This is a genomic window from Alitabrizicola rongguiensis (assembly GCF_021491355.1).
GTDB lineage: Bacteria > Pseudomonadota > Alphaproteobacteria > Rhodobacterales > Rhodobacteraceae > Aliitabrizicola > Aliitabrizicola rongguiensis.
Genome location: NZ_JAKENF010000001.1, coordinates 1 through 25982 on the forward strand (window position 1 = coordinate 1; position 25982 = coordinate 25982).

The window sequence follows — 25982 nt, forward strand, 5'->3', positions numbered from 1 at the left end:
ACCCGACGGCGGAAGTTCTCGTGCACAATCTCCGCGCGGTCCATCAGTTCAGTCCTTCAGACGGCGCTCAGCCAATGTCGAAGCTCACACCCTGCGCCAGCGGCAGGTCGGCGGAATAGTTGATCGTGTTGGTGGCGCGGCGCATGTAGGCCTTCCACGCATCCGAGCCGCTTTCGCGCCCGCCGCCGGTTTCCTTCTCGCCACCGAAGGCGCCGCCGATCTCGGCGCCCGAGGTGCCGATGTTGACGTTGGCGATGCCGCAATCCGATCCGGCGGCCGACAGGAACTGCTCTGCCTCGCGCATGTCCCGGGTAAAGACCGACGAGGAGAGGCCCGCCGCCACCGCATTGTGCTTTTCCAGCACATCGGTGAAGTCGGTGTAGCGCATGACGTAGAGGATCGGCGCGAAGGTTTCCTCCATCACCGGGCCCTTCTGTTCGGGCATCTCGACCAGCGCCGGCTTGGCATAGTAGGCGTCGGGGTGGTTCGTCTCATACCGCCCGCCGCCATGCACGGTGCCGCCCGCGGCCTTGGCCGCCTTCAGCGCCGCTTCCATCCGCTCGAAGGCGGCGCCGTCGATCAGCGGGCCGACCAGCGCGCCGGTTTCCAGCGGGTTGCCGACCGAGACCGAGGCGAAAGCTGCCTTCAGACGCGGCACGAAGGCGTCGTAGATCGAGTCATGCACGAACGTCCGGCGCATCGTGGTGCACCGCTGGCCAGCGGTGCCCATGGCGGCGAAGGCCACGCCGCGGATCGCCAGTTCCTGATCGGCCGAGGGGCAGATGATGCCGGCATTGTTGCCGCCGAGTTCCAAGATCACCCGGCCAAAGCGCGCGGCCACTACAGGCGCCACCGCCCGGCCCATGCGGGTCGATCCGGTCGCCGAGATCAGCGCGACGTCCTTGTGGGCAACCAGTTTCTCGCCAAGTGCCGGGCCGCCGATCACGACTTGGCTCAGGCCCTCGGGCGCGGTGCCGAAACGAGCCAGGGCGCGCTCGAAAATGGCCTGCGATGCCAGCGCGGTCAGCGGGGTCTTTTCCGACGGCTTCCAAACGACCGGGTTGCCGCAGACGAGCGCCAGCGCGGCGTTCCAGGACCAAACGGCGACGGGGAAGTTGAAGGCCGAGATCACGCCGACGACGCCGAGCGGATGCCAGGTTTCCATCATGCGGTGGCCCGGACGTTCCGAGGCGATGGTCAGGCCGTAAAGCTGGCGCGACAGGCCCACGGCGAAGTCGCAGATGTCGATCATCTCCTGTACTTCGCCCGCGCCTTCCGAGGCGCTCTTGCCGACCTCGAGCGAGACGAGTTTCGCAAGCTCGGTCTTGGACGCGCGCAGTTCCTCGCCCAGCAGTCGCACGAGTTCGCCCCGGCGCGGCGCGGGAACCACGCGCCAGTCGAAGAAGGCCTTGCGGGCGCGGGCGATCACCGGATCGAGCTGGGCCGGGGTCATCTCGCCAAGTCCGGCCAGAACTTCACCGGTCAGGGGGCTTTTCACCGCGATCGCGGGCTTGTCCTGCTTGGGCAGCTTGACCCTCAGCTTTGCCAGAATGTCCTGCGCTTCGTCCGCGTATGTCTTGCCCATGATCGACTCCCCTCGGGTTTTCGCGGCGCACCCTAGCACCGGGATCCGATGGATGCCATTGACGCCTTCTGCAGAGTTCATGCACTCTGCGCATCAAGACGCGGCCGATCCTGATGCTTTGGCAGGAGCACGGGGCCAAGTTCATCGAGTTGCACAATGACCCTCAGCCGTTCCCTTGTTCCCGACCTTGTCGCGCTCCAGGCCTTCGTCACAGTCGCCCGTTATGGCAGCGTCACGCAGGCGGCGGCGGAGCTGAACCTGTCTCAGGGCGCGGTCAGCCGCCAGATCAAGGAGCTGGAAGGGCGGCTCGGGCTTCTCCTGTTCGAGCGGGTCCGCCAGCGGGTTATCCTGTCGGAAAACGGCCGCCGCCTTCTGCCTGAGGCGCAGGCCCTGCTCGCCCAGGCCGAGGCGCTGACCATGACCGCACTTGGCATCCGCAACCTCGAAGGCGTGCTGCGGGTTGCGACGCTGCCGACCTTCGGCACGCATTGGCTGCTGCCGCGCCTGCCGCGATTCCTCGAACGCAACCCTCGCATCCAGGTCGTGCTTGGCTCGCGGATTGACCCGTTCGACCTGACCCGCGACCGGTTCGACCTTGCCATTCATTACGGCCGTCCGGTCTGGGCGGGCGGGGTCTGCACCTTCCTTTGCCGGGAACGAGTTCTGCCCGTCATCTCGCCCGAGGGCCGGGCGCGCATGGGAATCGGAGCGGCCCCGTCGGCGGCCGAGATCGCGCGGCTGCCGCTTCTTCACCTCGAATCCCGCCCCCGCCTCTGGGACGGCTGGCTGCGCGACGCGGGGGTCGAGGATTCGGCGGCCTTCGAAGGCCATCGCTTCGACCTTTTCGCCATGGTGATCGAGGCGGCGCGGGCCGGGGTCGGGATCGGGCTTGTGCCGACCTACCTCGTCGAGCGCGACCTTGCCGGCGGCGAACTTGTCCCGCTCGCACCCGTCCGCGACCAGACGGACGGCGCCTATTACACGGTCCTGCCCGAGGACGCGGCAACCTCGGCCCTGTCCGGCGCTTTCCGAAGCTGGATGATGGAGGAGGTCGAGAAACGCCCTTCCTCGTGACAGGTCACTGTCGGATCGAGCGATCCACTACGGCCGAGAGCCGGCGGAAACCGCGCATCTGGTCCTTTTCCTCGACAGCAGCAAAGCCGAAGACCAACCCCTGCAACGGGTTGCCGTGCCGGTACTGCATCGACAGGGGCGACACGTTCACACCATCCCGCCCGGCGCGCGCCGCAACCTCTCGGTCATCGACCGGGTAGAGGAACCGCGCCACCTGCTGGATACCGGTATCGGCGCGGGACAGCACCATCGACGCCCCGAGGAACCGGTCAAAAAGGGCAAAGAATGTCTCGCGCCGGTGCGCGTACAGGCGCCGGGTCCGGCGCAGGTGGCGGGCGAAATGCCCCTCTGCCACGAAATCCGCCAGCGCCGCCTGGGTCAGGAGCGGCGCGAAATGCCCCGTGGCGCTGAGCGCGGCCTTCACCGGGGCCAGCAGTGCAGGCGGCAGGACGACATAACCGAGGCGCATGGCGGGAAAGAGGATCTTGGCGAAGGTGCCGACGAAGATCGTGCGCTCGCCCGAGGATACCCCCTGCAGCGCCGGGATAGGCTGGCCCTGAAAGCGATATTCGCTGTCGTAGTCATCCTCGATCAGCCAGGCGCCCCACCGGTCCGACAGACGCAACAGGTCAAGCCGCTGGCCCATCGACATGGTCAGCCCAAGCGGATGGTGGCAGGACGGCGTGACGAAGATCGCCCGCGGCGGACCACCCTCGGGCGGATCCAGATCCCAGCCGGCATCGCCCACCCGCAGGGGCAAAAGCCGAGCCCCGGCGGACAGGAAGGCGGCGGCAGCGCCGTAATAGCCCGGCTCCTCCATCCAGACCGAGTCGCCGGGGTCAAGGAGCAGCCGCGCGATCAGGTCGAAGGCCGATTGCGCCCCGTTGGTGACAACCACCTGATCCGGCGTGCAGATCACCCCGCGTGAGGCAGACAGATAGCGGGCGATCGCCTCGCGCAGCTCCGGATAGCCGGTCACGTAATAGGTGCCGAACAGATCGCTCCGCGCCGCCTTGGCGCGCCGGGTCAGCAGGCGTGACCAGGTGTTGAAGGGGAACTGGCCGACATCGGGCAGGCCGGGGTGAAAGGCCGTCGCCCCCGGTTCGCCGTGGTGATAGGGCTGGTCGGCCATGACCCTGCCGCGCGCTGAAAGCCGGACGTCCTGCGGCGGCGCGAGGCCCTTTCCCTGCCCCAACGCCAGGTCGCGGACGACCGGCGGAACACCCGGCCCGGTCTGCAGGAAACCCTCGAGGGCAAGCTGTTCATAGGCAGCGATCACCGTATTCCGCCCCAGCAGCAGATCCTGCGCCAAGGCACGCGTCGAAGGCAGCGCCATGCCCGGCGTAAGGTGGCGCGCTTCGATCAACCCGCGCAGGCGCTGGTAGAGTTGCTGGTGCAGCGGCACCCGGCTGTCGCGATCAAGTGCGATGCTCTCTAGGGCGAACCCTGTGGTCAAAGTGGTTCCTCAAAATCGTGGTGATCTGGTTCTAATTCAGGAACCAGATCGGCGCTAGCATTCCTTCATCGGATCAGGGGGGACCCAACGGAATGTCACGGCTGAAGGTGGGCGTCATCGGTGCAGGTGGTGTGGCTCAGGTCGAGCACATCCCGAACCTGCTGCGCCTGCCGGCATTGTTTGATCTAAAGGTCGCTGCCGATCCTTCCTCCACATCGCGCGATTTCGTCTCTGGCCGCTACGGCGTCCCGACCGTTGCAGATCCGGCGGAGTTGCTGGCGATGCCGCTCGATGCCGTCGTCATCGCCTCGCCCGATGCCCTGCATTATGCCCATGTCTCGGCGGCGCTCGATGCGGGCCTGCACGTCTTCTGCGAGAAGCCGCTCTGCTATGCGTCCGAAGATATCCTGAAGCTCGCCGCGCAGCGCGACAGGGCCGGTCGCGTCCTCCAAGCCGGCTATATGAAGCGCTTCGACCCGAGCTATGAGGCTTTGCTGGCCCGCCTGCCTGACCAGTCTGGCACGCTCTTGCAGGTGGCAGTTGAAGTCTATGATCCGGACGCGGCCCCCTTCATCCGCCATCACGAATGGCAGCTTGGGTCGGACCTGCCGCCCGAGGCAGGGCAGGCTCTGCGCGCGATGCAGGCCGAGCAGGTTGCGCGTGCGGTCAAGGTGCCGTTGGACGAGACCGGTTTCCGCGGATTCTGCGCCGCCTATGCCTCGTCCATCGTCCATGACGTGAATGCGGTGCATGGAATTCTCGACGCGCTTGGCACGACGGTGGACGGCGTAACCGGCGCGGCGCTGTTTGCCGGGGGGATCGGCGGACAGGGCGCGGTCAGCCTGAACGGCGGCGCGGCACTCTGGACTATGTCGCATCTCACCACGCCTTCCCTGCCACATTACTCCGAGCGGATCACGCTGACCTTCGAAGGCTCGGCGCTGGAGCTCGAATTCCCCTCGCCCTGGCTGAACCACGCACCGACCCGGCTGACGGAACGCCGCGGGCATGGGCTGACGTTGCAGTCGACGGATATCCGGACAGGATATGAAGAGGCCTTCGTCGAGGAACTGATGGGCTTCCACCGCGCGATCTGCGGGCAGGAGGCCGTGCGCAACACCGCCGAGGCGGCGGCGCGGGACATGGACCTGCTCGCCGGTCTCGCCGCCTGGCACATGACCCATAATGCAAGGAAAGGCTGACACATGAGCGTGCGCATCGGGATCAACCCGATCACCTGGACCAACGACGACGTGCCGGAACTGGGCGGCGACACCCCGCTGGAAACCTGCCTGTCGGAGACGAAACAGGCGGGCTACGCCGGAACCGAGCTTGGGGGCAAGTTTCCCCGCGACTCCAAGGTTCTGGGGCCGATCCTTGACAGCTACGGCCTCTCCCTCGTCTCCGGCTGGTATGACGGTCGCTGTGACGAGAAATCGGTCGAGGAGGAATTCGAGGCCATCACCCCGCACCTGACCCTGCTGCGTGATCTGGGCGCGACCCATGTCGTCTATGCCGACACCTCGCGCGGACGGCACGGGGCGATCTGGGGGCCAATCTCGCAGCGCCCGGCCTTGAGCGCGGCGGAATGGCCGACCTATGGGAAAAAGCTCACGGCGCTGGCCGAACGCTTCGCCGATTTCGGCGTGCGCATGGCCTTCCATCACCACATGGGCACCATCGTCGAGACCGACGAGGAAGTGGGCCTGATGATGCAGCACACCGGCGAGGCGGTCGGGCTGCTCTACGACACCGGCCATTCGATCTTCTCAGGCGGCGATCCGGTGGCGCTGCTGCGCAAGCACGTGAAGCGCGTCGTGCATGTCCATTGCAAGGACGCCCGTCCCGACATCCTGAAAAAGGCGCGGGCCGAGGACATGAGTTTCATGGGCGCGGTGATGGAGGGTATCTTCACCGTGCCGGGCGACGGCATCATCGACTATCCGACCATTCTGAAGATCCTGCATGATGCGGGCTATTCCGGCTGGCTGGTGGTCGAGGCGGAACAGGACCCCAAGAAGGCCCATCCGCTGACCTATGCGACCCTGGGGTTCCAGAACCTCTCTCGCATGGCCAAGGAGGCAGGGTTCACCGTTACGGGTTGAGGGGCCGGCAAGAGCACCAACACCAAGCGAAAGCCTGCCGGACCAATCCGGCCGGCTCCAACCACAGGGAGACGAAGACAATGTTCGAACGGATCAAGTTCGTGCCCGCGGCCGTTGCCGCCCTTGGCCTCCTGGCCGGGGCCGCCTCTGCCGAGGGTCTGAAGGCGGCGGCCGACGTGAAAATCGCGGTCGTCGTGCACGGCAACTCCTCCGACGCCTACTGGTCGGTCGTGAAGCGCGGGGTCGATGACGCCGCCGCCGCGACCGGCGCGCAGGTGCAGTACATCGCGCCGCAGGTCTTCGACTCGGTCGAACAGGCGCGCCTGATCGAGGCGGCCGTGGCAACCAAGCCAGACGGCCTCGTGATCTCGATCCCCGACAAGGATGCGCTTGCCACAGCCGTCAAGTCGGCAGTCGATGCCGGCATTCCGGTCGTCAACATCGACTCGGGTGAACCTGAAGGCGCCGAGCTTGGCGTGCCGCTCTATGTTGGCACGACCTCGGAATACAAGGCCGGCATCAAGGCGGGCGAGAAGCTGGCAGCAGCCGGTATCCTCAAGGTTGCCTGCATCAACCACGAGGTCGGCAACATCAGCCTCGACCAGCGCTGCCAGGGCATCGCCGACGGGCTGAAGGCATCGAACGGCACCTCAGAAGTGGTGGCCGTGTCGCAGGACCCCGGCGACGTGACCCGCCGGGTCGAGGCCTATCTCGCCTCGCATCCTGACACCCAGGCGGTCTTCGCCACCGGCACCGCCGGGGCCAACCCGCTCATCAAATATTTCGACGAGCAGGACCTGTGGTCGAAGTACAAGCTCTTCACCTATGACCTTGGCCCGGAAATCCTGCAGTCGGTCGCCGACGGCAAGATGGGCTTCGGCATCGACGGGCAGCAATATCTGATGGGCTACCTGCCGGTCGTGCTTCTGGTGCAGAATGCCACACACGGGCTGATGGTGCAGAACAACATCTACACTGGCCCGCTGTTCGTCGACTCGCCGGAAAAGGCCAAGGCGATCCAAGTGCTCTCCAAGGAAGGGACGCGCTAAGGCGCCCCTTCCTTATCCTCCGGGGGCGGGATCTCCACCCCGCCCCCGGCCCACCTACCGGGACCAGAGACCAGTCAGATGACCGATGCACCGACCCCTCCGCCTGCGGCGGCGGCCCAAGGCCGCGCACCCGAGATCACGCGGAAATCCCTTGACCGGCCCGATGAGCGCGTCGCTAAGGCCTCGGCCTTTACCCGCCTGATGCGCCGCCCCGAAGCCGGGGTCGTGCTGGGACTGATTGCCACTTTCCTCGTCTTTGCCGTCCTGCCGGGGGCTGCCTCGCTCTACTCGCTCCAAGGGGCGATGACCTTCCTGACCCTGTCGGCAGAGCTGGGCATCCTGGCCGCCGCCGTGGCGCTTCTCATCATCGCGGGAGAGTTCGACCTGTCCATCGGTTCGATGGTGGGTTTCGCCGGGATCGTGATCGGGCTTCTGGTCACGCAGCTTGCCTGGCCCCTTTGGGCCTCGATCGGGGCGGCCTTTGCGGTGGCGGTGCTGGTCGGCTACCTGAACGGCTACATAACCGTGAAGACGCGGCTGCCGTCCTTCATCGTGACGCTCGCTTCACTGTTCATCCTGCGCGGCCTTTCGATCGGCATCACCCGCGCGGTGACGGGGCGAACGCAGATCCCCTACATCCTCGACAACCCGCCCGATCCGTGGACGGCGGCGATTTTCAACGGCCATGTCCTGACCGGCCTGTTCCAGTGGATGGGCACCCAGGGCTGGATTGCGACGAAGGGCGACGGCATGCCCTTCGTGCCGGGCATCCCGATGTCGATCGTCTGGTGGATCGCTGTCACCTGCCTCGCGGGCTGGGTGCTGACCCAGACGAAGTTCGGCAACTGGATCTACGCCTCGGGCGGCGATGCCACGGTGGCGCGCAATGTCGGCGTGCCGGTGGCGCGGGTGAAGATCACCCTCTTCATCGTGACCGCCGTGGCCGCCACACTGCTTGCCACCATTCAGGTGATGGAGGCCGGGTCCGCCGATACCGTGCGCGGCACCCAGAAGGAATTCGAGGCGATCATCGCCGCCGTCATCGGTGGGGTTCTCCTGACCGGGGGCTACGGCACGGTTCTGGGCGCGGCCTTCGGCGCGCTGATCTTCGGCCTCGTCCAGATGGGCATCTTCTATACCGGGATCGACACAGACTGGTTCAAGGTCTTCCTTGGCCTCGTGATCCTTGCCGCCGTGCTGGTCAACAACTACGGGCGCGCCCGCGCCCTTGGCGAAAGGGTCGAGTCATGACCACGCCTGCAATCGAACTTCGCAACGTCTCCAAGCGCTTCGGCTCGGTCATCGCACTGAATGACGTGTCGATTGCCGTCAATCCCGGCGAGGTGCACTGCCTGCTGGGCGACAACGGCGCGGGGAAATCGACGCTCATCAAGATCCTATCGGGCGTCCACCGCCCAAGTGACGGTCAGATCCTGCTCAGCGGCGAGCCGGTCGTGTTCCGCTCGCCGCGCGATGCGACCGACGCAGGCGTGGCGACGGTTTTCCAGGATCTTGGCCTGATCCCGCTGATGTCGATCGCGCGGAACTTCTTCCTCGGGCGAGAGCCAGAAAAGGGCATCTTCCCGTTCCGTCGCTTCGACCTCGACCATGCCAACAAGATCGCCAGACAGGCGCTGATCGATGTGGGCATCCAGGTGCGTGACCCATCACAGGCGGTGGGCACCCTGTCGGGGGGTGAGCGGCAGTCGGTCGCCATCGCTCGGGCCATCCATTTCGGCGCGAAGGTGCTGATCCTCGACGAACCGACCTCGGCGCTTGGCGTCCATCAGGCGGCGATGGTGCTGAAATTCGTCATAGAGGCCCGGTTGCGGGGCCTGGCGGTGATCTTCATCACGCACAATATCAGTCATGCCTTTCCGGTCGCCGACAAGTTCACCCTGCTCAACCGGGGCACCTCGAAAGGAACCTACGCCAAGTCCGACATCACCCGCGAGGAGGTCGTGCGCATCATGTCGGGCGGCGAGGACATGGCTGCCGTGGAGCGCGAGATCGAGGATCTGCTGGAGAAGGCACGATGACTGACGCACGCCGCGTCGTGATCCATGCCGACGACCTTGGCATGAGCCACGGCGCGAATGCTGCTTTCGCCGAGCTTTGGGATCTGGGCACCCTGACCTCGGGCTCCGTCATGGTGCCTTGCCCGTGGTTTCCCGAACTGTCCGCAATGGCCCGTGCCCGCCCGGAGCTGGATGTGGGGGTGCATCTGACCCTGACCAGCGAGATGAAGGGCTATCGATGGCGGCCCCTGACCCGGCCCCCGGCCTCGGCCGGGCTGACGGATGCCGAAGGGTTCTTCCATCCCGATGTGCCGACACTGCGCGCCCGGGCCCATCCCGAGGCGGTCGAGGCGGAGCTGCGCGCCCAGATCGACGCCGCACTCGGGGCCGGGATCGACGTGACCCATCTCGACGACCACATGGGCGCGGTGCTGGCCCCGGAATTCGCCGAGATCTACGCGGGGATCGCCGCCGACTACCGCCTGCCGCCCCTCTTCTGCGCAAACCTCGCGGCCTATGGCGGCCAGCACAACATGACCGGCATTGGCGCCGACGCCTTTGCACCGGGGGTCGAGATCGCCCGCGCCCTTGGCTTCGAGATCTTCGACCGGATTGCCGAAAGCGACTGGCGCCCCTCGGCCCCGCCTGACCTTGCCTATCGCCAGCTTCTGTCGGCGATCGAGCCGGGCCTGACCTTCCTGGCGCTACATTTCACCAAGCCGGGCGAGATCGAGGCCATCGACCCCGGTTTCCACCATATCCGCCGCGCGGAATACGACCTGTTTCGCACGCCGGGCTTTGCCGACTGGCTGCATCGGCAGGACGTCACATTCATCGGCATGCGGGACCTGCGCGACAGCTGGCGCGCCCGCCAGACTACCGGAGGACGGACATGGAACGCATCGGCGTCGGCCTGATCGGCACGGGCTTCATGGGGAAATGCCACGCGATGGCCTATGGCGCGGTCCGTGCCGTCTACGGCGACGTGCCGGTGATAGACCGCGTGGCGCTGTGCGACGTCGAGGCGGGCCATGCCGCGAAAAGCGCCTCGGCCTGGGGGTTCGCCCGATCGACGACCGACTGGCGCGACCTGCTGGCGGACCCATCGATCGACCTGATCTCGATCACTTCGCCCAACGGGCTGCACCGCGAGATGGCGGTGGCGGCGCTGGAGGCTGGCAAGCATGTGTGGTGTGAAAAACCCATGGCGCTGACCATGGCCGATGCGCAAGCGATGACCGATGCCGCGGCAAGGTCCGGCAAGGGGACTGCACTCGGGTATGCCTATCTGCAGAACCCGGCCTTGCAGGAAGCGCGCCGCCTGATCGCCGAGGGTGCCATCGGCACCCCCTTCGATTTCCGCGGCTCGGTCGACGAGGATTACATGGCCGATCCCGCCCTGCCCTGGTCCTGGCGGCTGAAGGCGAAGGAGGCCGGCCTTGGCACCTTGGGCGATCTGACCGTGCATCTGATCTCGCTTGCCCGGACGTTGATGGGCGAGATCGCGAGCCTTACCGCGATGGTGGACACGGTGCATGTCGAACGCCCCCTGCCCCAGGGCGGAACGGCCCAGGTCGAAAATGACGACATCGCCCACGCCCTTGTCCGTTTCGCTTCTGGCGCGCGGGGAACGATGACCTCCAGCCGGATCGCCCACGGCCGCAAGAACGGCCTGCGGGTCGAGGTGCATGGATCGAAGGGAATGCTCTGGCTCGACAATGAGCGGATGAACGAACTGAATCTCTACATCGCCGAAGGCCCACCGGAATCCCGAGGCTTTCGGCGTATCCTTTCCGGTCCGCTGCATGGCGACTATGCCCGGCTCTGCCCCGCCCCAGGGCATGGCCTTGGCTTCAACGAACTGAAGGTGATCGAGCTGGCCGAACTCGTGAAGGCAATACGGGGCGAACCGTCTCGATCCATCGGATTCGCCGAAGGACTGAAGATCGAGGCGACCATTCACGCCTTTGCCCGCTCGGCGGAGACCGGGCTTTGGGTCAAGACGGGCTGACCCGCCGTCTGGCCGCCCGAAACGCACAGCCGGAAGGCATTCGCACAGCGAATGGGCGCCTTTGCCCTGTCTTCGGGATTTTCGAGTGATGCCAATAGGTTACGCCGCATTGCAGCATTAACCAGATACTGCAGACTTTTCTTTACCGCCACCTGCCACGCCGCAATCATCGCCTTACCGGGCCACAGTCCTGCCATCCGCGGGCTTGAGACTGGGAACGGGAGGAGACCGGAAAGGCAATGCGGAGACCGAGGCGCAAGACATGGTGGTAAGGCCAGACGGAGAGGAATTCCGCTCTGGCCCACCGGGGCGGCCGACACGGACCGAGGTTGCGGGCATGCAGGATGCGCGCGGCCTCCTGACGGCCTATTGGCGGTCGGACGTTCGTGGCGTGGCCTGGGCCCACACCATCGTCATCGCCCTTCTGACTTGGCTGATCGCCAAGGTCGGCATCTGGATCGCCGAAAGCGCAGGCGCCTTCGAAAGCGCCAAGGCCACCTACCGCACGCCGGGAAACCTCTATCCTTTCAATGCCTTCGTGCAGGCCGGAACCATGCTGATGACGATGATCACGCTCAGCATCGTCGCAATCGCCTTCCGCCACTACCTCGCGCAGAACCTCCACCGCCGCTGGCGCGCCTGGCTGAACGAGCAGTTCACTCGTGCGACGCTTTCGGACCGCAACGTCATACTGAACATCCAGTCGGACCCCAAGCTCGACAGCCTCGACCAGCGCCAGCAGGAATGCATCAAGGGACTGACCGGCAGCTTCATCGGGCTCGCCATCGGGATCGCCACCGTGGCCGCCAGCGCCTTCGAGGTCTCGCGCAAGCTGTGGCAGATCTCGACCCCGATCGAACAGGCCCCCGCCTTGGGCCATGCCGGGTCCTTTGCGCTGACGCTTGGCGTGATCGTTCCCTTCGCGCTGCTCTGCACCTGGGGCTTCTCGCGCATCGGCCAGGTCATGCGCGGCGTCAACCGCCAGTTTCAGGAGGCCGAGGGCGCCTTCCGGGGCGAGCTCAACACCATGTTCCGCCGCGCCTCGCAGATCACCGCGTCGGATGGCGAGCGGGTGCAGGGCAAGATCAATCGGCGCCTCTACTCTGCCATCGACCAGGTCTGGTTCCGCAACAACGTGCTGAACGCGGGCTTCATCGGGCTGAACGACTTCTACAACACCTTCTCGCTGCAGATCCTCGCCTCGGTCCTGGCCCTGCCCGCCTATGCCCAAGGCCAGATCGACTTTCAGACCTACATCACCACCGCCGCGCTCGTCGGCCAGTTGACCGGCGGCTTTTCCTGGCTCATCAACGTCACCCCCGCCCTGTCCAGCCTGAACGCCGACATCGACCGGGTCACCGAATATGCCGCCGCTATCGAGCGGGTTCAGGACGTACGCGATTACTTCCAGTCCACCGGCATCCACGACTTCCGCTACCGAACCCATGAAAGCGGCAAGGGCATCGTGGTGCGCAAGCTGGAACTCATGCATGCCGGCAAGGACGCCCAGCCTTTCCTGCGGATGGAGGGCGAAAGCCTAAGGTTCCCCGCCGGCAGCTGGACGGCCCTGGTCGGCGCCTCGGGCAGCGGCAAGACCTCGTTCCTGAACGCGCTGATGGGGCAGAAGGACTATGGCCGCGCCGTGGTTTTCCTGCCCGATGGTCGCAAGCCCTTCTACGCCTTCCAGGACCAGCGCATCCCCGACACGACGCTGAAGCAGCTGATCTGCGGGTCCGAAGACGAGGACAGCTTCGACGATATCGAGGTGGCCGCGGTTCTGGCGCAGGCCGGGCTCGGATCGCCCGATTTCCTGCGGGCGATGAACGAGCGCACCTGCAACGGTCGCCCCTGGGAGCGAGCGCTGTCAGGAGGGCAGAAGAAGCGCATCATCCTTGCGCGGCTGCTTCTCCTGAAACCCGAGGTCGCCTTCCTTGACGAGACGACGGCAGGGCTCGACCCCGGTGCACAGCGCGAATTCTATACTTTGCTCAAGGCCTATTGTCCGGGCCTGACCGTGATCGGCAGTATCCACAACCGGATGATGCCGGTACTTGGTGACGGAAGCCCGGTCTTCGATCAGATTGCAGAGATTGAAGGGGGCATCATCTCGCTCCGCCGCTATGTGGACGCACATGATGTCCGGGCCGAGGTCGTGGCCCTGCATCCGACCCAACCCAAGAACGAGGCACGGGCATAAATGACTGACAGGGCCGCCGCCGAAACCTTCATTGACGCGCTGCTGAAGCGGATGACCCTCGACGAGAAGATCGGGCAGCTCAACTATCCGGGCGGGTCGGGGATCGACACGACCGGGGTTTCCGACTCGGTAGACAGTGAAACGCTGATCCGCCGCGGCCAGGTCGGCGGCGTCTCGGCCGGGGCGAATGCAGAAGAGCGCCGCGCCCTGCAGGAACTTGCGATCAGCGAAGGTCCTAGCGGCGTACCCCTGTTCTTCGGTCGCGACTGCGTCCAGCGCTACCGCACCGGGGGGCCTATCCCGTTCGGGCTGTCCTGCAGCTGGGACCTCGACCTGATCCGGCGGATCAACGAGATGTGCGCGCGCGAGGCGCGGGCGGATGGCGTCAACATCAACTGGTCGCCAATGATCGACATCACCTACGATGCCCGGTGGGGCCGCGTGGCGGAAGGCAATGGCGAGTTTCCTTACCTCGGCATGAAGATCGCCGAAACCATCGTGCGCGCCTATGAGGGACCGGATGGCGACATCGCCCAGCCCGACCGCTTCATCGCCACCCTGAAGCATTTCGCCGGCTACGGTCTGGCGCAGGCGGGGCGGGACTATGCCGGGGTCGAAGTCAGCCCCGCCACACTTTGCCGGATCATGGAGCCGTTCCGCGCCGGGATCGAGGCGGGCGCAGGCGCGATCATGGTCTCTTTCAACACCGTCAACGACGTGCCCGCGACGGCGAATATGGCCCTGCTGCGTGACGTGCTGAAGGGCCGGTTCGGCTTTGACGGCCTGATCGTCACCGACTTCACCGCCATCGACCCCGAACTGGTCAACCACGGCATCGCCGCCAACGGCCGCGAGGCGGCCTATCTGGCGTTCAAGGCCGGGGTGCATGTCGACCTGGTCAGCCAGGCCTTCGTGAAATACCTGCGCGGCCTTGTCGAGGAAGGCCAGCGCACGCCGGAGGCGTTCCATGTCGAGGGCAGCGCCTTCCGCTTTGGCCCGGTCACCGAGGCGGAAGTGACCGACCGCTGCCGCGACATCCTTCGGGCGAAGTGGCGGCTTGGCCTGTTCCATGACCCCTATCTCGGCATGGAGCCCGCCCGGCGCAGTGTCATCTATTCGCGCGAACACGTGGCCCTGGTGCGCGAGGCCGCCGCGAAATCCTGTGTGCTGCTCAAGAACGAGGGCGTCCTGCCCCTGTCGCCTGCCATCGCGAAGCTCGCGGTGATCGGGCCGCTCGCCGACGACAGGATCGACATGCAGGGAACCTGGGCCATCGACGTACAGCCCGACCATTCGGTCACCGTGCTGGAAGGCATTCGCGCCGCCGTCGGCCCGGCGACACAGGTGTTGCACGCCAAGGGCTGCAACATGGTCGACGATGCAAACATCGCGCGACGGCTCAACGTCCACAATGCGCAGATGCCTTCGGCCGTGATCGGCCCGCTCAGCCCCGAAACGATGCGCACCGAGGCGCTGGAGATGGCCAGCGAGGCCGATGCGATCCTCCTCTGCCTTGGCGAGGCGAAGGAACATGCGGGCGAAAGCTCGACCCGCGCCGACATCACCCTTCCCGGTGCGCAATCGGAGCTGGTCGCGGCGATCTCGGCCTTGGCAAGAAAGCAAGGCAAGCCCCTGATCCTCTTGACCATCGCCGGGCGGCCGCTGGCCCTGTCCGCCGAGGTGCCTCAGGTCGATGCCCTGATCTGGAGCGGTCATCCAGGCAACGAGGGCGGCAATGGTCTGGCCGATGTGATCTTCGGCAAGGTCGCGCCCATCGGCCGGCTGAGCCAGGCCTTTCCGCGCAATGTCGGCCAACTGCCGCTGCGGACCGAGGATCTGCCGACCGGCCGGCCGCAGATGGGCGCGGGCGTGGACATTCCCGGAGACACCGAAGTCGACGCGCAGGGCAATCACGTCTTCCGCAAGTTCACGACAGCCACGATCATCGAGGGACCGATCACCCCGCTTTTCCCCGCCGGCTTTGGTCTGACCTATACCGATTTCACCTACGGCGCGCTGAAGGTCAGCAAGACCATGCTTCAGGGCGAGGCGGACGTGCTTAAGGTCACCGTTCCCGTGAGCAACACGGGCAGTCGGGCTGGATCCGAGCTGGTGCAGCTTTACTTGCGCGATCCGGTCGCCACGATCTCGCGCCCCGTGCGCGAGCTCAAGGGTTTCGAGCGGATCGAGCTTGCGCCCGGCGAAACCCGCGAGGTGACCTTCTCGGTCACGACCGAGGCGCTGAAGTTCTGGGCCGGACCGTCGATTTCCGACGTCGTTCATATCTGGGAACCGGGCGCCTTCGACATCATGGTCGGGCCGGATGCCGAGCACGTGCAAACCGTTCGCGTGACCTGGCAGAAATGACCCGCAAGCGTCTGTCGAACAAAGAGCTTCTGGATTTCGCTCAGCGCGAGACCCTGCGGTACTTCACCGACTATGCCCACCCGACCAGCGGCATGGCCCGCGAACGCTTTGGCGGCGACGCGACCTATGACACGCTCGCCACCGTCACGACCGGCGGCACCGGCTTTGGCGTCATGGCGATGATCGCCGGGGCCGAGCGCGGCTTCCTGCCCCGGACCGAGGCCGAGGCGCGGATCGATCGCATTGTGGACTTCCTTGCCAGCTCTCCTCGCTATCGCGGCGCCTTCCCGCATTGGCTGAACGGCGAGACCGGCGCGACCATCGCCTTTTCGAAGAACGACGACGGCGGCGACATCGTCGAGACGGCCTTCCTGATGATGGGACTTCTGACCGCGCGGCAATGGCTCGGCGCGGAACACAAGACCGCAAGGCTGATTGACCGGCTCTGGCGCGAGGTGGACTGGACGGGGTTCTGCGACGGCCCCGACCGGCTGATGTGGCACTGGAGCCCGCATGTCGAATGGGGGCCGGACCTGCCGATCCGGGGCTGGCACGAAGGACTGATGGCCTATGTTCTAGCCGCCGCCTCGCCCACTCATGCGATCGGGGTCGGCGCCTATGAGCGCGGCTGGAAGAACAGCACGACCTACCTCAACGGGCGCAGCTACCACCATATCCGACTGCCGCTCGGGCCCGAACTGGGCGGGCCGCTGTTCTTTTCGCATTACAGTTTCCTCGGGCTCGATCCACGCGGGCTGACCGATGGCGTCACCGATTTCTGGCAACAGAACCGCGCCCATGCCCGGATCAATCTGGCCCATTGCCGGGCCAATCCGGGGCGGTTCGCAGGCTACGGCCCGGCCTGGGGGCTGACCGCCTGCGACGGACCGGACGGCTACAACGCCTTCTCGCCCACGAATGACCACGGCGTGATCGCGCCGACCGCCGCGCTCGCCTCGCTGCCCTATGCACCGACCGCCTCGATGAAGGCGCTGCGCCATTACCACGAGGATTTCGAAGGTGCGCTGATGGGACCCTACGGCTTCGTCGACAGCTTCTGCCCGGAGCGCAACTGGATTGCCGGCAGCCATATCGCCATCGACCAAGGGCCGATCATCGCCATGATCGAGAATGCCCGGTCTGGGCTGCTTTGGCGGCTCTTCATGTCGGTGCCCGAGGTTCGGGCGGGGCTGACGCGGCTGGGCTTCCGGCTCGCCGCAGTCGCGTAAGTTACGAATTTTCTGCGAAAATTCAGGCGCGACGGTTGAGGATCTCTCCTAGAGAAATCGTCAGAGCGGCCGGAAATCCGCAAGCTGAGTCGACAAGAGCACCGGATCGGGCGGCGGAAGATCAGCGATGAGAAGCGCCGGCGCGTCGCCCGCCCGCGCCAGGATCGCGCCATCGGCATTCACCAGGACCGAGCAGCCGACATAGGCCAGGTCGCCCTCGACCCCGCAGTAATTGGCATAGGCGATGGCAACCGCATGGTTCACAGCCTGCGATGGCACGGTCAGGCGCGGCACATGGATGAAGGGCGTCATGTTCGCCGTCGGGCACAGGATCAGCTCGACTCCCCGGCCCGCCAGATCGCGGATCAGCGGCGCAAATTCGATGTCATAGCAGATCAGGAGTGCACAAATCTTGCCGCCAAGGCGGAACAACGGGATTTCTCGGCCCGGGCGATAGAATCTCGACTCGCGCGGCCCGAACAGTTGCGTCTTGCGGTAAAGCGCCAGCACCGCGCCCGTTGCATCGAGACAGAGGGCGGAGTTGTAGAGTTCGCCGCAAGCGCGCTCAGCCAAGCCAATGGTCAGCCCGCAGCCAGCCGCCTTGGCCAAGGGCGACAGCTCCGCCTGCCATTCCTCTGCCGTGCGGGCGCCGATGCCGGGATCGGCAACGTTGTATCCCGGCAGGAACACCTCGGGGAAGACGGCCATCTCGGCGCCCGCGGCACCGGCGGCGACGAGCATCTGCTTGACTGTTGCGATGCCTTGGGCCAGGTCGCCCTGCGGCGATTGCCCCTGCCAGAGTGCCAGTCTCATGCCGAACCTCCCTCAAGGATGATGCCCTCCGGGCCGGCCACCGTGGTGAAGCCCGGCACCCCCTCGACGATCAGCCGGCGCCAATGCGGGACGGCGACCGGACCCGGCGGGTTGGCGCGCAGCTCTGGGGGGCTGTAGATCTCGACCATGCTTTGCCCGAACTCGAGGAATCCTACCGGGGTTTCGCCCGTGGCGTCGCTCAGCCGATGGGCCGCGACTTCGCGGCAGCCCTGCGCCAGGAAGAACGCCCGCACCGCCCCGAAATCGGCGCAGGCAATGCCGATATGGTCATGGCCCGGCAGACTGGGGCGCGGATCGCCGGGGCGCGCGCAGAACTCGATCCGCGCGCCTTCCGGCCCCTCGAGGAAGACGAAGGCCGCGCCCTTGGTCCAGAATTCGGGGATGAAACGCGGGCCGTCGGGCGTCACCGCCCGATCAAGGTGACCGCCACGGGCAATGGCCGCCTGAAGCGCCGCCGGCACCGCGTCCACGGCGAGCGCAAGATGGTCGATCGGACCGTGGCCGGTGGGGCCAGACACGACCTGTTCCAGCGCGATCACCTGGCTGCCGAGCGCGAGGCGACCGGATGACAAGGCGTCGAAGCCAAAGACTGTGGTCAGCAGCGTCGCAGCCACAGCTGGCTCGCGCAAGGCAAGGACGGGGATCAGCGACGCAGTCACGAGAAACGATCGGGGTTGGGGCCGCAGCGCTCGCCCATGTCGAGCGTGGCCATTGATGCCATCTCAGCTTCGGTCAGTTCGAAACCGAAGAGATCGAGGTTCTCGGCCAGTCCCGCCGCGCGGGTCGAGCGCGGGATGACCGAGCAGCCAAGCTGCAGATGCCAGCGGAGGATGACCTGCGCCGGGCTTTTGCCGGTGCGCTGCGCGAGGCCTTGCACAACCGGATGGTCGAAACTTCGCCGTTCGCCGAGGGGCGTCCAGCTTTGGGTGACGATGCCCATGCGGGCGTGGGCTGCGCGCAGCGCGGCCTGCTGCAGGCGGGGATTGAGCTCGATCTGGTTCAGCGCCGGCGTGACGCCGGTTTCGGCGATGAGCCGCTCCAGATGCGGACTGTGGAAGTTCGAGACACCGATGGACGTCGCCCGCCCTTCCTCACGCAACCGGATGAGGGCGCGCCATGTGTCTACGAACAAGTTCTTGTCCGGACAGGGCCAGTGGATCAGGTAGAGGTCGACACGCTCAAGCCCCAGTCGCTTGAGGCTCGCGTCAAAGGCACGTAGCGCCTTGTCGTAGCCCTGGTCGCTGTTCCAGCACTTCGTCGTCACGAAGATCTCGTCGCGCGGCACGCCCGAGTTGCGGATGCCCTCGCCCTGCCCTTCCTCGTTGCCATAGATCGCGGCACCGTCGACCAGACGGTAGCCGGCCTGAAGCCCTTCGCGAGTGACGCGGGCGGTCTGGTCAGCCGGAACCTGCCACAACCCGAAACCAAGCGCAGGGATGGCATGGCCGTCGTTGAAGGGGATCTTCGGGGTCATCTCTGCGCTCCGGGCAGCCTTGCCACTTGCAGAGGTATCACCGCGTCGGGGCCGCGAAAACCCCGCCGTGCAGGAAGATCAAAGAGCCGGGCCGGGGACGATCTTCGATCCGTCCGAGAAGCGGCTGAGGCGGAAGCGCGAGAGGTCATGGCCAACCGTATTCCCCGCCACCAGATCGGCGACGACCCGGCCGATGCCCGGACCGATGCCGAAGCCGTGCCCGCTCATCCCCGTGGCGATGGTAAGGCCGGGGATCGCCGCGACCCGGTCGATCACCGGGACGACATCGGGCATCGTGTCGATCATGCCCGCCCAAACCGCCTTGAGCTTTGGGCGGCCAAGCGCCGGATAGGCCTTGGCGAAGGCATCCTGGACCCGGCCGATCGTTGCCATATTGGGCTTGGGGTTCAGTACGCGCATCGCCTCGAAGGGCGAGGGCGCGTCCGCCGACCAGCGGCGCGCGGTGGACCAGGCATCGGGGAAGCCCTTGGGTGCCGAGGGGCGAAAGGTGGTCGACCGCCAGTCATTCTTCAGAACCGGCAGGTAGAAGCGGAAAGCGCGGAAGGCGTCCGGCCCGATGAAGAAGTCATGTTCGGCCCCCGGAGCAAGCGTGTAACCGCCATCCATCCGCCGACGGAAAGCGAAGTCGCCGTCGACGGCGGCGCCGGGATAGACTTCGGGCATCGGCTCGGTCGCGGCGACCGAGGCGAGAACGGCGAGCTGGGGGAAGGTCACCCCTTCGGCACGCGCGAAAAGCGATGACCATGCACCCCCGGCCAGCACGACCTGATCGCAGGCGATGCGGCCCTGTTCGGTGATGACGCCGACGACCTTTCCCCCCGCCCGGTCGAGCGCGCGCACCGCGCAGTTCTCGACCACCGTCACCCCCCGCGCCACGGCACCGTTCACCAGCGTCGGTACAGCGACCCAGGGTTCCGCCCGCGCATCCGAGGCGGTGAAGAGCCCGCCGGGCCAGTCGATCGCCGTTCCAGGCAGCAGCGCGCGGACTTCGGCGGCCGAAAGCTGGCGGGTGTCAAGCCCATGGGCGCGGGCATGGACCATCCACTCTTCGAAACCCGCGATATCCTTTTCCTTGTTCGCCAGATACAGGACGCCGGTGCGTTGGAAGCCAAGCGCATCGCCGAATTCTTGCGCGAGGTTCTCCCATATGCGCCGCGCCTCCATCATGATCGGCAGTTCGCCGGGATCGCGGCCTTGCTGGCGGATCCAGCCCCAGTTGCGGCTCGATTGCTCGCCCGCGATCCGACCCTTTTCGCAGAGCGCGACCTTCAGCCCACGCTCGGCCAGGAACCAGGCCGACATGACGCCAACCACGCCGCCGCCGATAATGACAACATCGCAGACCCTGGGCGGCGGCCCCGGAAACCGGATCGGCGTGGCTTCGGAGATCGGAAAGGGCATCATGCGGCAAGATCCTTCACCAGCCGCTGCATGAAGGCCCAGCCGGCTTCGAACTCGGAGAGTTCGAGATATTCATCGGCCTGATGGGCCTGCGCGATGTCGCCAGGCCCGCAGACGACGGCGGAATAGCCCTCGGCCTGGAACTGCCCGGCTTCGGTCCCATAGCTGACGACGCGGGTCGCGTTGTCGCCGGTCAGTCGGCGGGCCAGCGCCTCGGCCGCGCCGTTTGCCTCCGGACGAAGCGGCGGGATCGAGAAGTACCGGTCGAGCGCGATACCGGTTTCGGACCTGATCGCCCTGATCCCGGCTTCGACCTCGGCCACCTCGGCCTGGAAGCGGTGTACCCAGTCTTCGATGTCCTCGCCCGGAACGACGCGGAATTCGAAGGAGAAGCGGCAATCGCCGGCAGTGATGTTGTGGGCGGTGCCGCCCTCGATCATGCCGACATGGAGCGTCGTGTAGGGTGGGTTGAAGAGCGCGGCGACCGGCGCCGCCTGCGCGGCCGCGTTGGCTGCGTTCATCCGATTCGCCCAGTCGATGATCGGGGCCGAGGCCATGATCGCGCTGACACCGGTATGGATCAGCGAGGAATGAACCTCGTATCCCTTCACATGCACCTTGAAGCCGGTGCCGCCCTTATGACCGGTGACCACTCCCATGCGCGACGGCTCGCCCACGATCACCGCCGCGGCCCGCGGCAGCCCGCGCGCCATTTCGGCAATCATCGCTGGTGCCCCGGTGCAGCCCACTTCCTCGTCATAGCTCAGCGCCAATTGCAGTGGGCGCCGCACACCCTTTTCCAGCGCAAGCGGCAGTGCGGCGACGGCCAGCGCGACGAAACCCTTCATGTCGCAGGTGCCCCGGCCATAGAGCCGGCCATCCCGTTCCGTCACCGTCCAGGGGTCACTGGACCAGGCCTGGCCATCCACCGGAACCACGTCGCTATGGCCCGACAGCACCACCCCGCCCTCGATATCGGGACCGGCATGGGCATAGAGCGCGGCCTTCGTCCGGTCGGCATTCCAGACCCGATGCGCAGGAATGCCGAAGCTGTCGAGATAGGACTCGACCCAGTCGATCAGGGGCAGGTTGCTATCGCGGCTGACGCTTGGAAAGGCCACCAGGCGATCCAGAATTTCCCGTGGTGACAGGGGCTTGGGCATTTTGCGCTCCTTTCCGGGCAGGCTGCGTCGGACAGCCGCAAAGGTCAAGTCCCCGCCCGGTCGCCGGGTGACGCAGGGGCAGGGACAGCCGAATGCGTATTGCGGGCCGCTGGAATCTGGCTAACAATCTTGCGCATAACGGACGGGCAACGACCCTTCGCCGACAACAAACGACAAAAAAGACTGTTCTGGGGAGTGATAAATGCCCGATGGGGCTGCGCCCGTCCTTGATGTCCGGGACCTGAAGACCGTTTTCCGCACGCGGGGTGGCGAAGTTCATGCCGTCAATTCGGTAAGCTTCGACCTGCGTCCGGGCGAGCTTCTGGGCGTCGTCGGTGAAAGCGGATCCGGGAAATCCGTGACGATGATGTCGCTGATCGGCCTGCTGCCATCGCCACCGGCCGAGGTTCGCGACGGCGAGGTGATTCTGCAGGGCCGCGACATCCTGCGCGCGAGCCCGGAGGAACTTCGTACGATCCGCGGCGCCAAGATCGGGTTCATCTTCCAGGACCCGATGACCAGTCTCAACCCGGTCTTCACTGTCGGCAACCAGATCATGGAGCCGCTTCGCGTCCATCTCGGCATGACCAAGGCCCAGGCTGAGGTTCGGGCGGCCGAGCTTCTGGATCTGGTCGGCATCCCCGATGCGAAGCGGCGGCTGAAGGACTATCCCCACCAGTTTTCCGGCGGGATGCGCCAGCGCGTGATGATTGCCATCGCGCTCGCCTGTGACCCTGCTGTGCTGATCGCGGACGAGCCCACGACCGCGCTAGACGTGACGATCCAGGCGCAGATCCTCGAACTGGTGAAGGAGTTGCGCAAGAAGCTGGGCATGGCGATCGTCTGGATCACCCATGACCTGGGCGTAATTGCCGGTATCGCTGATCGCGTGATGGTGATGTACGGTGGGCAGGTCGTCGAGCAGGCGACGGTGAAAGAGCTTTTCGGCAATCCCCGCCACCCCTATACCCGCGCCCTTCTCAAGACCGTGCCATCGCTTTCAGGTGGCCGCGCGAGCAGGCTTCAGGTGATCGAGGGGCAGCCCCCCATCCTGACCTCTGATCCTACCGCCTGCCCGTTCCGGATGCGCTGCGCCTACGCCTTTGACCGCTGCGCCCGTGAAAATCCGCGCCGCCGCCCGGTCGGCCCGGGCCACGACGTTGCCTGCCACTGGGACCCGGAGCCTGCCCATGCTTGACGCTGCGACGCCCGGCACTGACAAGCCCCGCAAGCTGGTCGAGATCACCGACCTGAAGATGCATTTCCCAATCCGCTCCGGTCTGCTGCGCCGCCATACCGGTGACATCAAGGCTGTGGATGGAGTGACCTTCGACATCTACGAGGGCGAGACCCTTGGCCTTGTGGGCGAATCCGGCTGCGGAAAATCGACCTGCGGCCGGGCGATCCTGCGGCTTTACGAGGTCACGGGCGGGTCGGTCGTTATCGAAGGCCGCGACATCGCGGCGCTCGGTCCGGAAGAGTTGCGCAAGACACGGCCGACAATGCAGATGGTCTTCCAGGACCCGCAGGCGAGCCTCAATCCACGCATGACGGTGGCCGACATCATCGGCGAGCCGCTGAACGAGCATACGACCCTGTCGAGCAAGGAAAAGCTGGCCAGGATCTACGAGCTGATGGATCAGGTCGGCCTCAACCGGGCCTTTGCCAATCGCTACCCACACGAATTCTCGGGCGGCCAGCGGCAGCGGATCGGCATTGCCCGGGCCCTGGCGCTGAACCCCAAGTTCATCGTCTGCGACGAACCGATCGCGGCGCTCGACGTGTCGATCCAGGCGCAGGTCGTGAACCTGCTCGAGGATCTGCAGGACAAGCTGGGCCTGACCTACCTGTTTATCAGCCACGACCTGTCGATGGTCCGGCATATCGCCGACCGGGTGGCGGTCATGTATCTGGGCCGGATCGTCGAACTCAGCCCGCGCGACGACCTTTATGAGGATCCGCTGCACCCCTATGCCAAGGCGCTGCTCTCGGCTGTGCCCGAGCCGGACCCGGCGCATGAGGCCGTCCGGCAGCGCATCATCCTGCAGGGCGATGTGCCCTCGCCTGCCAATCCGCCGAAGGGCTGCAACTTCTGCACCCGCTGCCCCGAGGTCCAGCCCCTCTGCCATCAGCAGGATCCAGATCTGATCGAAGTGCGCCCGGGCCGCTACGTGGCCTGCCATTTCGTCAAACCCGAAAAACCGACCGCCGGATCCACCGGCGGCATCGAGGCAAAAGAGCGAAACCAACAAGGAGAGAGACGATGATTTTGAGATCCGCCCTTCTGGGCGCTGCTGCGGTATCGGCGCTGGCCTCGGCGGCCTTCGCCGAGCGTGGCGCAGATGGCAACGTGAATGTCCTGTATTGGCAGGCGCCGTCGATCCTGAACCCCTACCTGTCCTCGGGCACCAAGGACGTCGAAGCGTCCTCGCTGATCCTCGAAGGCATGGCCGGCTTCAACGAGAAGGGTGAAGTCATTCCCCGCCTCGCCGAGTCGATCCCGACCGTCGAGAATGGCGGCGTTTCGGCCGACCTGACCCAGATCACCTGGAAGCTGAAGCCGGGCCTGCTGTGGTCCGACGGCACTCCGGTCACCTCGGCCGACGCCAAGTTCACCTACGAATACTGCACCGCCCCCGATGGCGGCTGCGCTCAGGCTGCACGTTATGAAGGCATCAAGTCGATCGAGACGCCGGATGCGCAGACCGTCGTCATCACCTTCGAAGCGCCGAAGCCGAACCCCTATCAGGCCTTTGTCGGCGGCACCTCGCCGATCCTGCAGGCGGCCCAGTTCAAGGACTGCATGGGCGCCAAGGCTCCGGAATGCACCAAGCAGAACTTCGGCCCGATCGGCACCGGCCCCTTCATGGTCACCGATTTCAAGGTGAACGACGTCGTCACCCTCGCCGCCAACCCCAACTATCGCGACCCGGCCAAGCCGGCCTTCGCCACGATGACGCTGAAAGGCGGCGGCGACGCGCAGGCTGCGGCCCGAGCCGTGATGGAAACCGGCGAGTTCGACTACGCCTGGAACACCCAGATCAACCCGGAAATGCAGACGCAGATGGCGGCTGGCGGCAAGGGCGTGTTCGTGAACGGCTTCGGCACGCTGGTCGAGCGGATCGAAATGAACATGACCGATCCGGACCCGGCGTTGCCCGAGGGCGAGCGTTCGACCACCAAGCATCCGCACCCGATCCTGTCGGATGCCAAGGTGCGCCAGGCCCTGTCGATGGCCATCGACCGTCAGACCCTTGTCGATGTCGGCTACGGCACCGCTGGTCGCCCGACCTGCAACCTCGTCCCGGCGCCTGAGCTTTATGCTTCGGACAATACCGGCTGCCTGACGCAGGACATGGAAGGCGCCAAGAAGCTGCTCGACGAAGCCGGCTGGAAAGTGGGCGCCGACGGTATCCGCGAGAAGGACGGCAAGAAGCTGAAGCTGCTGTACCAGACCTCGGTCAACCCGGTTCGCCAGGACTTCCAGGCGCTGGTCAAGGGCTGGTGGAACGAGCTTGGCGTCGAGGTCGAGCTGAAGCAGGTCGACGCTTCGGTGTTCTTCGGCGGTGACCCGGGTTCGCCCGACACCTTCCAGAAGTTCTATGCCGACGTCGAGATGTACGCCAACAACTTCGACGGCACAGACCCCGAGCCCTATCTGGCGCAGTATCTCTGCGACAAGATCCCGGGCCCGGAAAACCAGTGGCAAGGTGAGAACATCAACCGTTTCTGCGATCCGGCCTATGACGCGCTGGTCAAGGAAATGGCGGCGACCGCCGATCTCGCCAAGCGCGGCGAACTGGCCAAGAAGATGAACGACATGCTGACCAAGGACAGCTTCACCGTCGTCGCCCTGGTCGACCGTGGTCGTCTGTCGGCCGCCTCCAACACTCTTGGCGGCGTCGTGCTGAACACCTGGGATACCGAGCTCTGGAACGCCCAGGACTGGTATCGCGTGAAGTGATCTGACAACGGGGCGGGGCCGGAATTTTCGCGAG

At 65.8% G+C, this 25982-nt stretch carries 21 protein-coding genes; 14 read left to right on the top strand and 7 right to left on the bottom strand.

What is annotated here, in order from left to right; genetic code table 11:
• Positions 1-67 precede the first annotated feature (67 nt).
• Positions 68-1585, bottom strand: a complete 1518-nt coding sequence (amaB, locus tag L0V05_RS00005) for an L-piperidine-6-carboxylate dehydrogenase (protein WP_234867105.1) — start codon at positions 1583-1585, stop codon at positions 68-70.
• 156 nt (positions 1586-1741) lie between these two features.
• Here amaB and L0V05_RS00010 point away from each other — a divergent pair, with 156 nt between their 5' ends.
• On the top strand, positions 1742-2659 hold the full coding sequence (locus tag L0V05_RS00010) for a LysR family transcriptional regulator (RefSeq protein WP_234867108.1): 918 nt from the start codon (positions 1742-1744) through the stop codon (positions 2657-2659).
• Positions 2660-2663: 4 nt separating this feature from the next.
• On the opposite strand, the gene mocR is transcribed toward L0V05_RS00010, so the two are convergent.
• The gene (gene mocR / locus L0V05_RS00015; RefSeq protein WP_234867110.1) at positions 2664-4115 is read right to left on the bottom strand and encodes a rhizopine catabolism transcriptional regulator MocR; all 1452 of its coding nucleotides are present in this window, start codon (positions 4113-4115) and stop codon (positions 2664-2666) included.
• Positions 4116-4207: 92 nt separating this feature from the next.
• Between mocR and L0V05_RS00020 the strand changes: the two genes are divergently transcribed.
• The 10 genes from L0V05_RS00020 to L0V05_RS00065 all read left to right on the top strand — a co-directional run bounded on the left by L0V05_RS00020 (position 4208) and on the right by L0V05_RS00065 (position 17091).
• The gene (locus tag L0V05_RS00020; RefSeq protein WP_234867112.1) at positions 4208-5317 is read left to right on the top strand and encodes a Gfo/Idh/MocA family protein; all 1110 of its coding nucleotides are present in this window, start codon (positions 4208-4210) and stop codon (positions 5315-5317) included.
• 3 nt (positions 5318-5320) lie between these two features.
• Complete coding sequence (gene iolE, locus L0V05_RS00025) at positions 5321-6220, top strand: myo-inosose-2 dehydratase (protein WP_234867114.1); 900 nt, start codon at positions 5321-5323, stop codon at positions 6218-6220.
• A gap of 80 nt (positions 6221-6300) precedes the next feature.
• The gene (locus L0V05_RS00030; protein WP_234867116.1) at positions 6301-7269 is read left to right on the top strand and encodes a rhizopine catabolism ABC transporter substrate-binding protein; all 969 of its coding nucleotides are present in this window, start codon (positions 6301-6303) and stop codon (positions 7267-7269) included.
• Positions 7270-7347: 78 nt separating this feature from the next.
• Complete coding sequence (locus tag L0V05_RS00035; protein ID WP_234867119.1) at positions 7348-8520, top strand: ABC transporter permease; 1173 nt, start codon at positions 7348-7350, stop codon at positions 8518-8520.
• Positions 8517-9308, top strand: coding sequence for an ATP-binding cassette domain-containing protein (locus L0V05_RS00040; RefSeq protein WP_234867121.1), 792 nt, complete (start codon positions 8517-8519; stop codon positions 9306-9308). The genes L0V05_RS00035 and L0V05_RS00040 overlap by 4 nt, the downstream gene beginning before the upstream one ends.
• The gene (locus tag L0V05_RS00045) at positions 9305-10204 is read left to right on the top strand and encodes a polysaccharide deacetylase family protein (protein WP_234867124.1); all 900 of its coding nucleotides are present in this window, start codon (positions 9305-9307) and stop codon (positions 10202-10204) included. The genes L0V05_RS00040 and L0V05_RS00045 overlap by 4 nt, the downstream gene beginning before the upstream one ends.
• On the top strand, positions 10180-11298 hold the full coding sequence (locus L0V05_RS00050; RefSeq protein WP_234867126.1) for a Gfo/Idh/MocA family protein: 1119 nt from the start codon (positions 10180-10182) through the stop codon (positions 11296-11298). Before L0V05_RS00045 ends, L0V05_RS00050 begins: the two co-directional genes overlap by 25 nt.
• Before the next feature lie 262 nt (positions 11299-11560).
• Positions 11561-13495, top strand: coding sequence for an ATP-binding cassette domain-containing protein (locus L0V05_RS00055; protein ID WP_234867128.1), 1935 nt, complete (start codon positions 11561-11563; stop codon positions 13493-13495).
• Positions 13496-15862, top strand: a complete 2367-nt coding sequence (locus L0V05_RS00060) for a glycoside hydrolase family 3 N-terminal domain-containing protein (RefSeq protein WP_234867130.1) — start codon at positions 13496-13498, stop codon at positions 15860-15862.
• Positions 15859-17091: a glucoamylase family protein gene (locus L0V05_RS00065; RefSeq protein ID WP_234867132.1), complete on the top strand. Its 1233-nt coding sequence runs from the start codon at positions 15859-15861 to the stop codon at positions 17089-17091. The genes L0V05_RS00060 and L0V05_RS00065 overlap by 4 nt, the downstream gene beginning before the upstream one ends.
• A 60-nt stretch (positions 17092-17151) precedes the next feature.
• Here the strand turns inward: L0V05_RS00065 and L0V05_RS00070 are convergent, their stop codons facing one another.
• The 5 genes from L0V05_RS00070 to argE all read right to left on the bottom strand — a co-directional run bounded on the left by L0V05_RS00070 (position 17152) and on the right by argE (position 21984).
• Positions 17152-17904: a nitrilase-related carbon-nitrogen hydrolase gene (locus L0V05_RS00070; RefSeq protein ID WP_234867134.1), complete on the bottom strand. Its 753-nt coding sequence runs from the start codon at positions 17902-17904 to the stop codon at positions 17152-17154.
• Entirely contained in the window at positions 17901-18584 is a 684-nt protein-coding gene (locus L0V05_RS00075; protein WP_234867137.1) for a VOC family protein, read from the bottom strand. The genes L0V05_RS00070 and L0V05_RS00075 overlap by 4 nt, the downstream gene beginning before the upstream one ends.
• A complete protein-coding gene (locus tag L0V05_RS00080; RefSeq protein WP_234867139.1) occupies positions 18581-19399 on the bottom strand; it encodes an aldo/keto reductase in 819 nt (272 codons plus the stop codon). The genes L0V05_RS00075 and L0V05_RS00080 overlap by 4 nt, the downstream gene beginning before the upstream one ends.
• A 78-nt stretch (positions 19400-19477) precedes the next feature.
• The gene (locus L0V05_RS00085; RefSeq protein ID WP_234869161.1) at positions 19478-20821 is read right to left on the bottom strand and encodes an NAD(P)/FAD-dependent oxidoreductase; all 1344 of its coding nucleotides are present in this window, start codon (positions 20819-20821) and stop codon (positions 19478-19480) included.
• Positions 20821-21984, bottom strand: a complete 1164-nt coding sequence (gene argE, locus L0V05_RS00090; protein WP_234867141.1) for an acetylornithine deacetylase — start codon at positions 21982-21984, stop codon at positions 20821-20823. The genes L0V05_RS00085 and argE overlap by 1 nt, the downstream gene beginning before the upstream one ends.
• A gap of 202 nt (positions 21985-22186) precedes the next feature.
• Here argE and L0V05_RS00095 point away from each other — a divergent pair, with 202 nt between their 5' ends.
• The 3 genes from L0V05_RS00095 to L0V05_RS00105 are packed head-to-tail and all read left to right on the top strand — an operon-like array spanning position 22187 to position 25948.
• Positions 22187-23182, top strand: coding sequence for an ABC transporter ATP-binding protein (locus tag L0V05_RS00095; protein ID WP_234867143.1), 996 nt, complete (start codon positions 22187-22189; stop codon positions 23180-23182).
• Positions 23175-24251 carry an ABC transporter ATP-binding protein gene (locus L0V05_RS00100; protein WP_319937648.1) on the top strand — a complete coding sequence of 359 codons (1077 nt, stop codon included), beginning with the start codon at positions 23175-23177 and terminating at the stop codon, positions 24249-24251. The genes L0V05_RS00095 and L0V05_RS00100 overlap by 8 nt, the downstream gene beginning before the upstream one ends.
• The gene (locus L0V05_RS00105; protein WP_234867145.1) at positions 24248-25948 is read left to right on the top strand and encodes a peptide ABC transporter substrate-binding protein; all 1701 of its coding nucleotides are present in this window, start codon (positions 24248-24250) and stop codon (positions 25946-25948) included. Before L0V05_RS00100 ends, L0V05_RS00105 begins: the two co-directional genes overlap by 4 nt.
• Positions 25949-25982 lie beyond the last annotated feature (34 nt).

What these genes read in the sequence shown, in the direction of transcription:
- amaB (WP_234867105.1), bottom strand. Translation starts at nt 1,585, where the DNA reads ATGGGCAAGACATACGCGGACGAAGCGCAGGACATTCTGGCAAAGCTG.
- L0V05_RS00010 (WP_234867108.1), top strand. Translation starts at nt 1,742, where the DNA reads ATGACCCTCAGCCGTTCCCTTGTTCCCGACCTTGTCGCGCTCCAGGCC.
- L0V05_RS00020 (WP_234867112.1), top strand. Translation starts at nt 4,208, where the DNA reads ATGTCACGGCTGAAGGTGGGCGTCATCGGTGCAGGTGGTGTGGCTCAG.
- iolE (WP_234867114.1), top strand. Translation starts at nt 5,321, where the DNA reads ATGAGCGTGCGCATCGGGATCAACCCGATCACCTGGACCAACGACGAC.
- L0V05_RS00030 (WP_234867116.1), top strand. Translation starts at nt 6,301, where the DNA reads ATGTTCGAACGGATCAAGTTCGTGCCCGCGGCCGTTGCCGCCCTTGGC.
- L0V05_RS00035 (WP_234867119.1), top strand. Translation starts at nt 7,348, where the DNA reads ATGACCGATGCACCGACCCCTCCGCCTGCGGCGGCGGCCCAAGGCCGC.
- L0V05_RS00040 (WP_234867121.1), top strand. Translation starts at nt 8,517, where the DNA reads ATGACCACGCCTGCAATCGAACTTCGCAACGTCTCCAAGCGCTTCGGC.
- L0V05_RS00045 (WP_234867124.1), top strand. Translation starts at nt 9,305, where the DNA reads ATGACTGACGCACGCCGCGTCGTGATCCATGCCGACGACCTTGGCATG.
- L0V05_RS00050 (WP_234867126.1), top strand. Translation starts at nt 10,180, where the DNA reads ATGGAACGCATCGGCGTCGGCCTGATCGGCACGGGCTTCATGGGGAAA.
- L0V05_RS00055 (WP_234867128.1), top strand. Translation starts at nt 11,561, where the DNA reads ATGGTGGTAAGGCCAGACGGAGAGGAATTCCGCTCTGGCCCACCGGGG.
- L0V05_RS00060 (WP_234867130.1), top strand. Translation starts at nt 13,496, where the DNA reads ATGACTGACAGGGCCGCCGCCGAAACCTTCATTGACGCGCTGCTGAAG.
- L0V05_RS00065 (WP_234867132.1), top strand. Translation starts at nt 15,859, where the DNA reads ATGACCCGCAAGCGTCTGTCGAACAAAGAGCTTCTGGATTTCGCTCAG.
- L0V05_RS00070 (WP_234867134.1), bottom strand. Translation starts at nt 17,904, where the DNA reads ATGAGACTGGCACTCTGGCAGGGGCAATCGCCGCAGGGCGACCTGGCC.
- L0V05_RS00080 (WP_234867139.1), bottom strand. Translation starts at nt 19,399, where the DNA reads ATGACCCCGAAGATCCCCTTCAACGACGGCCATGCCATCCCTGCGCTT.
- L0V05_RS00085 (WP_234869161.1), bottom strand. Translation starts at nt 20,821, where the DNA reads ATGCCCTTTCCGATCTCCGAAGCCACGCCGATCCGGTTTCCGGGGCCG.
- argE (WP_234867141.1), bottom strand. Translation starts at nt 21,984, where the DNA reads ATGCCCAAGCCCCTGTCACCACGGGAAATTCTGGATCGCCTGGTGGCC.
- L0V05_RS00095 (WP_234867143.1), top strand. Translation starts at nt 22,187, where the DNA reads ATGCCCGATGGGGCTGCGCCCGTCCTTGATGTCCGGGACCTGAAGACC.
- L0V05_RS00100 (WP_319937648.1), top strand. Translation starts at nt 23,175, where the DNA reads ATGCTTGACGCTGCGACGCCCGGCACTGACAAGCCCCGCAAGCTGGTC.
- L0V05_RS00105 (WP_234867145.1), top strand. Translation starts at nt 24,248, where the DNA reads ATGATTTTGAGATCCGCCCTTCTGGGCGCTGCTGCGGTATCGGCGCTG.